General features: G+C 69.5%; 11 protein-coding genes and 1 pseudogene. 9 read left to right on the top strand and 3 right to left on the bottom strand.

Annotated features, from left to right (window positions below; translation table 11 throughout):
- Positions 1–105 precede the first annotated feature (105 nt).
- The 4 genes from BN159_RS14110 to serA all read left to right on the top strand — a co-directional run bounded on the left by BN159_RS14110 (position 106) and on the right by serA (position 5438).
- Complete coding sequence (locus tag BN159_RS14110) at positions 106–1956, top strand: acetolactate synthase large subunit (RefSeq protein WP_193384280.1); 1851 nt, start codon at positions 106–108, stop codon at positions 1954–1956.
- Between the two features lie 21 nt (positions 1957–1977).
- Positions 1978–2502: an acetolactate synthase small subunit gene (gene ilvN, locus BN159_RS14105; RefSeq protein ID WP_015657653.1), complete on the top strand. Its 525-nt coding sequence runs from the start codon at positions 1978–1980 to the stop codon at positions 2500–2502.
- 118 nt (positions 2503–2620) lie between these two features.
- The gene (gene ilvC, locus BN159_RS14100) at positions 2621–3619 is read left to right on the top strand and encodes a ketol-acid reductoisomerase (protein ID WP_015657652.1); all 999 of its coding nucleotides are present in this window, start codon (positions 2621–2623) and stop codon (positions 3617–3619) included.
- A 229-nt stretch (positions 3620–3848) separates the two neighbouring features.
- Positions 3849–5438 carry a phosphoglycerate dehydrogenase gene (serA, locus tag BN159_RS14095; protein ID WP_015657651.1) on the top strand — a complete coding sequence of 530 codons (1590 nt, stop codon included), beginning with the start codon at positions 3849–3851 and terminating at the stop codon, positions 5436–5438.
- Positions 5439–5450: 12 nt separating this feature from the next.
- On the opposite strand, the gene BN159_RS14090 is transcribed toward serA, so the two are convergent.
- Entirely contained in the window at positions 5451–6989 is a 1539-nt protein-coding gene (locus tag BN159_RS14090; RefSeq protein ID WP_015657650.1) for an MFS transporter, read from the bottom strand.
- 97 nt (positions 6990–7086) lie between these two features.
- Between BN159_RS14090 and BN159_RS14085 the strand changes: the two genes are divergently transcribed.
- Positions 7087–7671, top strand: a complete 585-nt coding sequence (locus tag BN159_RS14085; protein ID WP_015657649.1) for a TetR/AcrR family transcriptional regulator — start codon at positions 7087–7089, stop codon at positions 7669–7671.
- A 22-nt stretch (positions 7672–7693) separates the two neighbouring features.
- On the opposite strand, the gene BN159_RS14080 is transcribed toward BN159_RS14085, so the two are convergent.
- Positions 7694–8899, bottom strand: a complete 1206-nt coding sequence (locus tag BN159_RS14080) for a PucR family transcriptional regulator (RefSeq protein WP_193384279.1) — start codon at positions 8897–8899, stop codon at positions 7694–7696.
- A 143-nt stretch (positions 8900–9042) separates the two neighbouring features.
- Here BN159_RS14080 and BN159_RS14075 point away from each other — a divergent pair, with 143 nt between their 5' ends.
- Positions 9043–9969 (top strand): proline dehydrogenase family protein, encoded by a 927-nt coding sequence (locus BN159_RS14075; RefSeq protein WP_015657647.1) that lies wholly within the window; start codon positions 9043–9045, stop codon positions 9967–9969.
- Positions 9970–10143: 174 nt separating this feature from the next.
- Positions 10144–11775: an L-glutamate gamma-semialdehyde dehydrogenase gene (gene pruA, locus BN159_RS14070; RefSeq protein ID WP_015657645.1), complete on the top strand. Its 1632-nt coding sequence runs from the start codon at positions 10144–10146 to the stop codon at positions 11773–11775.
- A 72-nt stretch (positions 11776–11847) separates the two neighbouring features.
- On the opposite strand, the gene BN159_RS14065 is transcribed toward pruA, so the two are convergent.
- Positions 11848–12054, bottom strand: coding sequence for a DUF5988 family protein (locus BN159_RS14065; protein ID WP_015657644.1), 207 nt, complete (start codon positions 12052–12054; stop codon positions 11848–11850).
- An 87-nt stretch (positions 12055–12141) separates the two neighbouring features.
- Here BN159_RS14065 and BN159_RS14060 point away from each other — a divergent pair.
- A pseudogene (locus BN159_RS14060) lies at positions 12142–12333 on the top strand (GNAT family N-acetyltransferase); the annotation flags it as partial.
- Between the two features lie 299 nt (positions 12334–12632).
- Positions 12633–12761 carry a hypothetical protein gene (locus BN159_RS47450; protein ID WP_015657642.1) on the top strand — a complete coding sequence of 43 codons (129 nt, stop codon included), beginning with the start codon at positions 12633–12635 and terminating at the stop codon, positions 12759–12761.
- The last annotated feature ends 41 nt before the right edge of the window (positions 12762–12802 follow it).

Here is a 12802-nt window from a genome sequence, read left to right as displayed (position 1 = left end):
CTCCCCTCGCTTGCCTTACGGCACGAGGGGTTTTTTGTTGCACCAGCACCAGTCGTACACCGCACAAACTTCGCAAAAACCCTCAGCATCGAGAAGAGAATGCCGATGACCGAGCAGGCCACCGGGGCCCATCATCCGCAGCCGCGGCCCCGTTCCGGAGGACAGCAGTCCGCGCCCGAGCACGTCACGGGTGCGCAGTCCCTCATCCGTTCTCTCGAGGAGGTCGGGGCCGACACGGTATTCGGCATTCCAGGCGGTGCGATCCTCCCGGCGTACGACCCGCTGATGGACTCCACCCGGGTCCGTCACGTCCTGGTGCGGCACGAGCAGGGCGCGGGCCACGCGGCCACCGGCTACGCGCAGGCCACCGGCAAGGTCGGCGTCTGCATGGCGACCTCGGGCCCCGGCGCCACCAACCTGGTCACCCCGATCGCCGACGCGCACATGGACTCCGTGCCGCTGGTCGCGATCACCGGGCAGGTCGCCTCCAAGGCGATCGGCACCGACGCCTTCCAGGAGGCGGACATCGTCGGCATCACCATGCCGATCACCAAGCACAACTTCCTGGTCACCAAGGCCGAGGACATCCCGCGGGTGATCGCGCAGGCGTTCCACATCGCCGCCACCGGCCGCCCCGGCCCGGTCCTGGTCGACATCGCCAAGGACGCGCTCCAGGCGCAGACCACCTTCTCCTGGCCGCCCACCATGGACCTGCCCGGCTACCGCCCGGTGACCAAGCCGCACGCCAAGCAGATCCGCGAGGCCGCCAAGCTGATCACCGCCGCCAAGCGGCCGATCCTCTACGTCGGCGGCGGCGTCCTCAAGGCGCACGCCACGGCCGAACTGAAGGTCCTCGCCGAGCTGACCGGCGCCCCCGTCACCACCACCCTGATGGCGCTCGGCGCGTTCCCCGACAGCCACCCGCAGCACCTGGGCATGCCCGGTATGCACGGCTCGGTGGCCGCGGTCACCGGTCTCCAGAAGGCCGACCTGATCGTCGCCCTCGGCGCCCGCTTCGACGACCGCGTCACCGGCAAGCTGGACAGCTTCGCGCCGTACGCCAAGATCGTGCACGCCGACATCGACCCGGCCGAGATCGGCAAGAACCGGGCCGCGGACGTGCCGATCGTGGGCGACGCCCGTGAGGTCATCGCCGATCTGATCCAGGCCGTGCAGAAGGAGCACAGCGAGGGTCACCGCGGCGACTACGAGGCGTGGTGGAAGGACCTCAGCCGCTGGCGTGACACCTACCCGCTCGGCTACGACCAGCCCGAGGACGGCTCGCTCTCCCCGCAGCAGGTCATCCAGCGCATCGGCCAACTCGCCCCGGAGGGCACGATCTTCGCGGCGGGCGTCGGCCAGCACCAGATGTGGGCCGCGCACTTCATCGAGTACGACAAGCCCGCCACCTGGCTCAACTCCGGCGGTGCCGGAACCATGGGCTACGCGGTCCCGGCCGCGATGGGCGCCAAGGCCGGAGCCCCGGACCAGACCGTCTGGGCTGTCGACGGCGACGGCTGCTTCCAGATGACCAATCAGGAACTCACCACCTGCGCCCTGAACAACATCCCGATCAAGGTCGCCATCATCAACAACGGCGCTCTCGGGATGGTCCGACAGTGGCAGACCCTCTTCTACAACCAGCGCTACTCCAACACCGTGCTGCACTCCGGCCCCGAGGCCGACGGCAAGCAGCCGAGCGCCGGCACCCGCGTCCCCGACTTCGTCAAGCTGTCGGAGGCCATGGGCTGTTACGCGATCCGCTGCGAGGACCCGGCCGACCTCGACAAGGTCATCGAAGAGGCGAACTCCATCAACGACCGCCCGGTCGTCGTCGACTTCATCGTCCACGAGGACGCGATGGTGTGGCCGATGGTCGCCGCCGGCACCTCCAACGACGAGATCATGGCCGCCCGGGACGTCCGCCCCGACTTCGGCGACAACGAAGACGACTGAGCGAGAGAGACGTAGAAGATCATGTCCAAGCACACGCTCTCGGTCCTGGTGGAGAACACGCCCGGCATCCTGGCCCGGATCGCCGCCCTGTTCTCCCGCCGCGGCTTCAACATCGACTCGCTCGCGGTCGGTGTCACCGAGCACCCCGACATCTCCCGTATCACCATCGTGGTGAGCGTGGACGATCTGCCGCTGGAGCAGGTGACCAAGCAGCTCAACAAGCTCGTCAACGTGCTGAAGATCGTCGAGCTGGAGCCCGGCGCGGCCGTTCAGCGCGAACTCGTTCTGGTGAAGGTGCGCGCCGACAACGAGACGCGCTCCCAGATCGTCGAGATCGTCCAGCTCTTCCGCGCCAAGACCGTCGACGTCTCCCCGGAGGCCGTGACGATCGAGGCCACCGGTTCCAGCGACAAGCTGGAGGCGATGCTGAAGATGCTGGAGCCCTTCGGCATCAAGGAGCTGGTCCAGTCCGGCACGATCGCGATCGGACGCGGTGCGCGCTCGATCACGGACCGGTCGCTGCGCGCCCTCGACCGGTCGGCGTAACGACGGATCCGGGCGGCCGGGACACACCGGCCGCCCGTATACCGAGACCCTCGAACTTCCCTTCCGCCCGCCGTCATACGGTGGGACGCAACACCTGCACTCAAGGAGAGAACCCAAAGTGGCCGAGCTGTTCTACGACGCCGACGCCGACCTGTCCATCATCCAGGGCCGCAAGGTCGCGGTCATCGGTTACGGCAGCCAGGGCCACGCCCACGCGCTGTCGCTCCGTGACTCGGGTGTCGACGTGCGTGTCGGTCTGCACGAGGGCTCCAAGTCCAAGGCCAAGGCCGAGGAGCAGGGCCTGCGCGTGGTGACGCCGTCCGAGGCCGCCGCCGAGGCCGACGTCATCATGATCCTGGTCCCGGACCCGATCCAGGCCCAGGTCTACGAGGAGTCCATCAAGGACAACCTCAAGGACGGCGACGCGCTGTTCTTCGGTCACGGTCTGAACATCCGCTTCGACTTCATCAAGCCCCCGGCCGGCATCGACGTCTGCATGGTCGCCCCGAAGGGCCCGGGCCACCTCGTCCGTCGCCAGTACGAGGAGGGCCGCGGCGTTCCGTGCATCGCCGCCGTCGAGCAGGACGCCACGGGCAACGCCTTCGCGCTGGCCCTGTCGTACGCCAAGGGCATCGGTGGCACCCGCGCGGGCGTCATCAAGACGACCTTCACCGAGGAGACCGAGACCGACCTCTTCGGTGAGCAGGCCGTTCTCTGCGGTGGTACGGCCGCGCTGGTCAAGGCCGGTTTCGAGACGCTGACCGAGGCGGGCTACCAGCCGGAGATCGCGTACTTCGAGTGCCTGCACGAGCTGAAGCTGATCGTGGACCTCATGTACGAGGGCGGCCTGGAGAAGATGCGCTGGTCGGTCTCCGAGACCGCCGAGTGGGGCGACTACGTGACCGGCCCGCGGATCATCACCGACGCCACCAAGGCCGAGATGAAGAAGGTCCTCGCCGAGATCCAGGACGGCACCTTCGCGCGTGAGTGGATGGCCGAGTACCACGGCGGTCTGAAGAAGTACAACGAGTACAAGCAGCAGGACTCCGAGCACCTGCTGGAGACCACCGGCAAGGAGCTGCGCAAGCTCATGAGCTGGGTGAACGAGGAGGCGTAAGCCTCAGGGGCGGGGCCGGAGCGAACTGCTCCGGCCCCGTTGTCCACCCCGTCCAGCCACGGACGGGTGATCCTTCCGCGGAGGCGTAAGACGCCCTCCCTCACGGCACTACACTGCCGTACTACATACGCGTCAGGCCCACAGCGTCGTGCGTCTTCCACGCGGCAAGCCCCCTCCACCGCATGCGGCCGTCGGGACGGCCGTCCGCATTGGACATGTGAGGACTCACGTGAGCTCGAAACCCGTCGTACTCATCGCTGAAGAGCTGTCGCCCGCCACCGTCGACGCGCTCGGGCCCGACTTCGAGATCCGCCACTGCAACGGCGCCGACCGGGCCGAGCTGCTCCCGGCCATCGCCGATGTGGACGCGATCCTGATCCGCTCGGCCACCAAGGTGGACGCCGAGGCGATCGCCGCCGCGAACAAGCTGAAGGTCGTCGCGCGCGCCGGTGTCGGCCTGGACAACGTCGACGTCTCCGCCGCCACCAAGGCCGGCGTGATGGTCGTCAACGCCCCCACCTCCAACATCGTGACCGCCGCCGAGCTGGCCTGCGGCCTCCTCGTCGCCACCGCCCGCCACATCCCGCAGGCCAACGCCGCGCTGAAGAACGGCGAGTGGAAGCGCAGCAAGTACACGGGTGTGGAGCTCGCCGAGAAGACCCTCGGTGTCGTCGGTCTCGGCCGCATCGGTGCGCTGGTCGCCCAGCGCATGTCCGGCTTCGGGATGAAGGTCGTCGCCTACGACCCCTACATCCAGCCCGCGCGCGCCGCGCAGATGGGCGTCAAGGTGCTGTCGCTGGACGAGCTGCTCGAGGTCTCCGACTTCATCACCGTCCACCTGCCCAAGACCCCCGAGACCGTCGGTCTCATCGGCGACGAGGCGCTGCGCAAGGTCAAGCCGAGCGTGCGCATCGTCAACGCCGCGCGCGGCGGGATCGTGGACGAGGAGGCGCTGTACTCCGCCCTCAAGGAGGGCCGGGTCGCCGGTGCCGGTCTCGACGTGTACGCGAAGGAGCCCTGCACGGACTCCCCGCTCTTCGAGTTCGACCAGGTCGTCGCCACCCCGCACCTCGGTGCCTCCACCGACGAGGCGCAGGAGAAGGCCGGCATCGCCGTCGCCCGCTCGGTGCGCCTCGCGCTCGCCGGTGAGCTGGTCCCGGACGCGGTGAACGTCCAGGGCGGCGTCATCGCCGAGGACGTCAAGCCGGGCCTGCCGCTCGCCGAGCGCCTCGGCCGGATCTTCACCGCGCTCGCCGGTGAGGTCGCGGTCCGCCTCGACGTCGAGGTGTACGGCGAGATCACCCAGCACGACGTCAAGGTGCTCGAACTCTCCGCGCTCAAGGGTGTCTTCGAGGACGTCGTCGACGAGACGGTCTCCTACGTCAACGCCCCGCTGTTCGCCCAGGAGCGCGGTGTCGAGGTGCGGCTGACCACCAGCTCGGAGTCGGCCGACCACCGCAATGTCGTCACCGTGCGCGGCACGCTCGGCAGCGGCGAGGAGGTCGCGGTCTCCGGCACGCTGGCCGGTCCCAAGCACCTCCAGAAGATCGTCGCGGTCGGGGACTACGACGTCGACCTCGCGCTCGCCGACCACATGGTGGTGCTGCGCTACGAGGACCGTCCCGGCGTCGTCGGCACCGTGGGCCGGGTCTTCGGTGAGGCGGGCATCAACATCGCCGGCATGCAGGTCTCGCGAGCGGTCGCCGGTGGCGAGGCGCTGGCGGTCCTGACGGTCGACGACACGGTGCCCGCGGGCGTTCTGACCGAGGTCGCGGAGGAGATCGGCGCGACGTCCGCTCGTGCCGTGAACCTGGCCTGACGCAGTCACTTCTCACACGCCGGACGGGCTGAGGTTGCTCGGCTCGTCCGGCGTTTCGCATGTCTGCTCCCGGACCTCGACCCGCCGCAGCGTGATCCCCGCGAGCACCGCCGCCCCCGCCAGCACCACCGCCCCCGCGATGGCCGCCCCCTGCATCCCGCTGGTGAAGGCTTCCCGCGCGACCGTCGCGAGTCCCGGGACCCGGTCGGCCACCGCCAGCGCTCCGCCCAGCGTCTCGTGGGCCGGTTCCGGGGCCGAGGCCGGGATCTCGTGGCGGTAGATCGCCGTACCGATGGAGCCGAGCAGCGCCATGCCCAGCGCGCCGCCGAACTCCGCACCGGTCTCCATCAGGGAGGACGCCGAGCCCGCCCGCTCCACCGGGGCCGTGCCCATCGCCAGGTCCATGATCTGGGACATCACCACGACGCCGCCGACCGCGAGCACCGCGCACGCGGTCAGCACCAGCCACATCGAGTCCGTACCGGCGAACGCCAGCAGCCCGAAGCCCGACGCGGCGATCAGGAAGCCCGCGGTGACGACCTGGCCCCGTGCGACGCCTTTCTGCACCAGCTGGGTCGCGACCGGTGCCGCCGCGCCGATCGGCACCGACGGCAGCAGCGCCCACAGGGCCGCCTCCAGCGCGCTCTTGTCGAGCACCGACTGCAAGTACTGGGTGGTGAAGTACGCCGAGCCCATGATCCCGAACGCCGAGACCAGGTTCAGGGCGACCGAGGGGGCGAAGCCCCGGCCGCGGAACAGGGCGGGGGAGATCATCGGTGCCGCGGCCGTGCGCTGGCGGTGCACGAAGAGGGTCGCGAACAGCAGGCCGACGGTGATCGAGACGACGTAGCGGACGTTCCAGCCCTCGGAGGGGATCTCCTTCAGGCCGTAGATCACGGGCAGGACGGCGGCCATGGAGAGCGGGATGCTCAGCAGGTCGAAGCGGCCGGGCTCGGGGTTCTTGGACTCGGGGAGCAGCACCGGGCCGAGGAGCAGCAGCAGGGCCATCGCGGGCAGGTTGACCAGGAAGACCGAGCCCCACCAGAAGTACTCGACCAGGACCCCGCTCAGCACCGAACCGAGGGCGATCCCGGCCGTCATCACGCCGGACCACAGGCCGATCGCCTTCGCGCGCTGGCCGGGGTCGGTGAACATCGTGCGGAGCATGGCCATGGTCGACGGCATCAGGGTCGCGCCGCCGATGCCGAGGACCGCGCGGGCCGCGATCAGCATCTCGGCGCTGTTCGCGTACGCCGCGACCAGTGAGGCGGTGCCGAAGGCGGCGGCGCCGATCAGGAGCAGTCGGCGGTGTCCGATGCGGTCGCCGAGCGAGCCCATCGTCATCAGCAGTCCGGCCAGGACGAAGGCGTAGATGTCGAAGATCCACAGCTGCTGGGTGCCGCTCGGCTCCAGGTCGGCGCTGATCGCCGGGATGGCGAAGTAGAGGACCGAGACGTCCATCGAGACCAGGAGCAGGGGCAGCATCAGCACGCCGAGGGCGGTCCATTCGCGGCGGCCGGCCCGGGTGGGCGGGGTCGTGTTCGTTGTCATGACGGTGAATGTACGCGCGTCTTAAACGCTTGTCTAGAACGAATGTATAAGACGGCCGTGTGGGACGGCTGTATGGACGGGCGGTAGGGTGGGCGCCATGGGACACCGTGAGGATCTGCTCGAAGGCGCCAAGCGCTGCCTGCTGGCGAAGGGCTTCGCGCGGACGACCGCGCGCGACATCGTCAAGGAGTCGGGGACCAACCTGGCGTCGATCGGCTACCACTACGGCTCGAAGGACGCGCTGCTGGCGGAGGCGTACCTGGCGCTGGTCGGTGAGCTCTCCGACGCCTTCGACGGACAGGGGGGCGGCGGCATCGCGGCCGCACCCGGCTCGATGGAGAGGTTCCGGGAGGTGTGGTCGAACATCATCGGCACCATGCGGGGGCCCGGTTCGATGTGGCGTCTGAGCATCGAGATCGTGGCCATGGGCGACCAGTTGCCCGCCGTGCGCGACCATCTGGCGCGGCAGCAGCGGGACGCCGAGCGCGCCCTCGTCGCGTTGTTCATGGGGGTCCCGGAGGAGGACGTCCCGGACGAGACCCTGGACACGCTCGGCAGGTTCTACACGACCGTGATGACGGGCCTCATCGCCCAGTGGAACTTCGACCCCGAGCGCGCACCAGACGCCGACGCGCTCACCGAGGGCCTGCGCCAGGTGATCGAGGCCGCCACTCGGAGCTGACCTGCCGGGTGCGTTGCGGGGGTTACAGCCGCGCCCCCTTCAACGCCATGTGCAGCAGCAGCCGGTCCTCGCCGTCGTCCAGGTCGAGGCCCGTCAACTGCTCGACGCGGGAGAGGCGGTAGTAGAGGGTCTGGCGGTGGATGCCGAGTTCGGCGGCGGTGCGGGCGGCCTGGCCCGCGCAGTCGAGGTAGACCTCGGCGGTGCGGGCGAGTTCGCGGTGGGCGGGGGAGAGGAGCGGGGTCACCGTCGGATCCTGCGCCGCCTCCGGGGGGAGCGCGGTCAGCAGGCGGTACGGGCCGATGCGGGACCACTCCGCGACGGGCCCGAGCCGGGGCTCGGCCAGCACCGCGCGCGCCGCGGCGGATGCCTCCCGCCAGGCCGAGCCCAGCTCCAGCAGACCGGCGCGGGCGGCCGCGATTCCAGCGCCGCCCCCGCCCGCGCGCTCCAGCAGGCGTCCGGCCGCGGAGGTCGCCGGGGTCAGCACCTCAGGGGACCGCAGACGGATCAGCAGCGCCAGTGAGTGACCCGTCGTCCCCCACGGGACCGTGCACAGCGCCGTCGCGCCCGGCACCGTGCGCACCGACGGGGCGTCGTCGGGGTCGGCCGAGGGCCAGGGGGCCACGCAGACCACCGTATGCAGGGAGTCGGCGCGCGGGCCGAGGGCGGTGCGGAGTTCGGCGACGGCCATGTCGCTCTGCCAGCCGCGCTCGGCGGTGAGGACGGCGCGCAGTTCGCGGGTGAGGTCGGCGCCGTGCTGGGCCTCGTCGGCGAGCAGGTCGCCGATGCGGGCGGTGACCGCCATCGCCGCGGTCAGCTGGGCGTCGGTGGGTCCTGGGTCGTCGTCCAGGAGCCAGACGTAGCCGAAGACGACGCCCCGATGGCGTACCGGCAGGCAGATGCGGCCGCGGTAGACGCCGGCCTCGGGGGTCGGCGGGATCCGGACCGGGGCGCTCGCGCGGGTGATGCCGAAGCCCTCGAACCAGGCGCGGACGGCGGCCGTGGAGCGGCGGGTCAGGATCGAGCGGGTGCGCACGGGGTCCAGCGCCGAGGCGTCGAGCTCGTCCTCGCTGTCGTACGCGCCGAAGGCGATCAGCTCGAAGTCGCGGTTCTCCAGTGTCGCGGGGGCGCCCAGCAGCTCCGAGATCTCGTCGACCAGCTCCTGGTAGTCACCCTTGAATTCCGATGCCACTCGGGCATTCTCCCGCACTTTTCGAGGTCCCTCATACATCTGTATGAGATCTGTGGCACGGATGCGTGACACCTGTCGATGGCCGACGATCGGAGGGATCCTTAGGTTTCACGGTGGTTCTCCGTGCTGTTACCCCAAGCGTGGGGCTACGGCCTGTTTCTGATGGTTTGTGGAGGTGCCCCGTGCTGGGTCCCGTGATTCTCGCCGCGTCGCGCAGCGACCGGATGCGACGTCTGGTCTCGGCGGCCCCGGTCACCAAGCAGGTCGTGGACCGCTTCATCCCCGGCGAGACCGTGGACGAGATCGTCCCGATCATCGAGGACCTCACGGCCCAGGGCCTGGAGCTGACCATGGACGTGGTCGGCGAGGACATCACCACCCCCGAGCAGGCCGCGGCCGCCCGGGACGCCTACCTGGAGCTGATCGACCGGCTCAAGGGCCTGGAGCTCGGCACGCGCGCCGAGATGTCGGTGAAGCTCTCGATGTTCGGCCAGGCGCTGGAAGGCGGCCACGAACTGGCCCTCGCCAACGTCCGCCCGGTCGTCGAGGCCGCCGCCGCCATCGGCACCACGGTCACCCTGGACGCCGAGGACCACACCACCCTCGACTCGATGTTCGCCATCCACGAGGAGCTGCGGAAGGACTTCCCGCAGACCGGCTGCGTCATCCAGGCCTACCTCTTCCGCACCGAGGCCGACGCCCGCCGCCTCGCCGCGAACGGCAGCCGCGTCCGCATCGTGAAGGGCGCCTACAAGGAGCCCGCCTCGGTCGCCCACCAGGACAAGGCCGAGATCGACAAGGCATACGTCCGGATCATGCGCATCCTCATGGAGGGCTCCGGGTACCCGATGATCGGGTCCCACGACCCGCGCCTGATCTCCATCGCCCAGGAGCTGGCCGCACGCGCCGGGCGCAAGCTGGACGAGTACGAGTTCCAGATGCTGTACGGCATCCGTGGCGACGAGCACCTGCGCCTGGCCGCCGAGGGCCACCGCATGCGCGTCTACACGGCGTACGGCACCGACTGGTACGGCTACTTCATGCGGCGCCTGGCGGAGAAGCCGGCGAACCTGCGCTTCTTCGTCCGCAGCATGCTCACCCGAGGTTGAGAAATGACGCACACGCAAAGGTTTTTCTGCCGGGGGTCCGGGGGTTGTCCCCCGGGAAAGCACAGCATGCGGCGCCTGGCGGAGAAGCCGGCGAACCTGCGCTTCTTCCTCCGTTCGATGGTCACCAAGGGCTAGCCCGAAACACCCGCTCACGTACAAGGAGTTACGGATCTCATGGACGCTGTGACCCAGGTCCCCACCCCCGTCAACGAGCCGGTGCACGGCTACGCCCCCGGCTCGCCCGAGCGCGCCCGGCTGGAGGTCAAGCTCAAGGAGCTGGCCGAGAACCCGATCGAGCTGCCGATGACGATCGGCGGCGATCGGCGGATGGGCGGCGGCGAGACCGTCCAGGTCGTGCAGCCGCACAACCACAAGGCCGTGCTCGGCACCTACCGCAACGCCACCCAGGCGGACGCCCAGGACGCCATCGACGCGGCCCTCGCCGCTGCCCCGGCCTGGCGCGCGATGTCCTTCGACGACCGCGCCGCGATCATCCTGCGCGCCGCCGAGCTGCTGGCCGGACCCTGGCGCGAGACGCTGGCCGCCTCCACCATGCTCGGCCAGTCCAAGACCGCCCAGCAGGCCGAGATCGACACCCCCTGCGAGCTGGTCGACTTCTGGCGCTTCAACGTCGCCTACGCCCGCCAGATCCTGGCCGAGCAGCCCCCGGCCAACTCCCCGGGCGTGTGGAACCGTCTGGACCACCGCCCGCTGGAGGGCTTCGTCTACGCGATCACGCCGTTCAACTTCACGGCCATCGCGGGCAACCTGCCCACCGCCCCGGCCCTGATGGGCAACGTGGTCGTCTGGAAGCCGTCCCCGACGCAGACCCACGCCGCCGTGCTGCTGATGCAGCTCCTGGAGGAGGCCGGGCTGCCCAAGGGCGTCATCAACCTCGTCACCGGCGACGGCATCGAGGTCTCCAAGGTCGCCCTGGAGCACCGCGACCTGGCGGGCATCCACTTCACCGGTTCCACCAAGACCTTCCAGTACCTGTGGAAGACGGTCGGCACCAACATCGAGAAGTACCGCTCCTACCCGCGTCTGGTCGGCGAGACCGGCGGCAAGGACTTCGTCGTCGCCCACCCGAGCGCCGACCGCGCGGTCCTGAAGACCGCCCTCACTCGTGGCGCCTTCGAGTACCAGGGCCAGAAGTGCAGCGCGACCTCCCGGGCGTACATCCCGGCGTCGATCTGGAACTCCGGCTTCAAGGAGGAGTTCGCGGCCGAGGTCGACTACCTGACCATGGGTGACGTCACCGACCTCTCGAACTTCATCGGCGCCGTCATCGACGAGCGTGCCTTCGCCAAGAACAAGGCCGCCATCGACCGCGCCAAGGGGGACCCGACCTGCACGATCGTCGCGGGCGGCTCCTACGACGACTCGGTCGGCTACTTCGTCCGGCCGACCGTCATCGAGTGCAACGACCCGGAGAACGAGGTCTTCACGACCGAGTACTTCGGCCCGATCCTCGCCGTGCACGTCTACGAGGACGAGGCGTACGACGAGATGCTGACCCAGATGGAGTCGGTGTCGGACTACGCCCTGACGGGTTCGGTGATCTCGGGCGACCGCGCCGCCGCTGCCTACACCATGGAGAAGCTGCGCTACGCGGCCGGCAACTTCTACATCAACGACAAGTCGACCGGTGCCGTCGTCGGCCAGCAGCCCTTCGGCGGCGGCCGGGCCTCCGGCACCAACGACAAGGCCGGCGCCCCGCAGAACCTGATGCGCTGGACGCTGACCCGCGCCATCAAGGAGACGCTGGTCGCGCCGACGGACTACGCCTACCCGCACATGGGCTGATGTTCTGACGCAAGGGAGCGGGGCCGGGCGAATCGCCCGGCCCCGCTCCCGTTTTCCCAGCCGTCCGGCCGACTAACCGGGCATCTCCGTCCGCTCCCACCACTCGAACACCGGGAGACTGCCCTGCGGCGTGTCCGCCCGGCGCGTGGTCTGCCGGAAGTGTTCGTAGCCGTTGCGGAGCTCGATCTTCACATCGTCCCCGGGGGCCGGGACCGGGACGATCCGGTCGCCCAGATCGGCCGGTCCGCCTTCGAGGAACACCTTCGCCGTGTCGTTCATGACCTCACCGTTCCCCTCACCTTCACGGTAGTCCCGTGCCGTCAGGGCGGATCAGTCATGTGGGGGACGGCGATTGACACTGGCCGCATGACCTTCCTCCTCCGCACCGCCCACACCGCCGACCTCACCCCGGCCGAACTCGCCGCCGTACGCGCCCTGTCGGACGACGCCTTCGACGGGGACTTCGCGGACGAGGACTGGGAGCACTGCCTGGGCGGGATGCACGCCCTCGTGGAGGCCGTCGCCGTGCGGGCGGACGCGCGTCGTACGGGGCTCGGTCCGGACGGTGTGGGGGCGTGACGGTGAAGTGTTGCAAGGCACAGAGGGATAGGTAAAAGCCCAGGTCGCCGGGGTGTGACGTACTTCGCCGTCTCAGATAGTAGGAAGTCCGAGTAATTGTGGAGACAGAAACGCCACCCTCCCTTAACTTTGTAGAAGCCGAACGTCTCGCTCGATCAAGCGAATGGCGGTCGTGAGCCGGGCCCGTGCAGGCAACCCCTGCGGCACCGCTCCCCGCCCAACCGGCGTCTCGTAACCCCCCCTTCCGCACTCCAGGATTTCGAAGGAGTCGATTCCCCATGGCCGAGACGACCGCCCGCCGAGTCCGTCACCTCTCCCGTACGAGCGAGTCCGACCGCAAGAACGCCGCCGCCGCCCTCCAGCGCGCCCTCGACCGCCGTGACAACGGCGGCGCCACCGGCCACTGAGCCGACCGATACGCCGGGAGCCGCACCCGCGGAGGTGCGGC

It is taken from the genome of Streptomyces davaonensis JCM 4913 (assembly GCF_000349325.1).
Lineage (GTDB): Bacteria > Actinomycetota > Actinomycetes > Streptomycetales > Streptomycetaceae > Streptomyces > Streptomyces davaonensis.
Note: the sequence above shows the minus strand (reverse complement) of the source record. Positions and strands in the feature narration are given on the sequence as shown.

Coding starts and splice junctions, on each gene's coding strand:
- BN159_RS14110 (WP_193384280.1), top strand. CDS start 106: ATGACCGAGCAGGCCACCGGGGCCCATCATCCGCAGCCGCGGCCCCGT.
- ilvN (WP_015657653.1), top strand. CDS start 1,978: ATGTCCAAGCACACGCTCTCGGTCCTGGTGGAGAACACGCCCGGCATC.
- BN159_RS14090 (WP_015657650.1), bottom strand. CDS start 6,989: ATGACAACGAACACGACCCCGCCCACCCGGGCCGGCCGCCGCGAATGG.
- BN159_RS14085 (WP_015657649.1), top strand. CDS start 7,087: ATGGGACACCGTGAGGATCTGCTCGAAGGCGCCAAGCGCTGCCTGCTG.
- BN159_RS14080 (WP_193384279.1), bottom strand. CDS start 8,899: ATGTATGAGGGACCTCGAAAAGTGCGGGAGAATGCCCGAGTGGCATCG.
- pruA (WP_015657645.1), top strand. CDS start 10,144: ATGGACGCTGTGACCCAGGTCCCCACCCCCGTCAACGAGCCGGTGCAC.
- BN159_RS14065 (WP_015657644.1), bottom strand. CDS start 12,054: ATGAACGACACGGCGAAGGTGTTCCTCGAAGGCGGACCGGCCGATCTG.
- BN159_RS47450 (WP_015657642.1), top strand. CDS start 12,633: ATGGCCGAGACGACCGCCCGCCGAGTCCGTCACCTCTCCCGTACGAGC.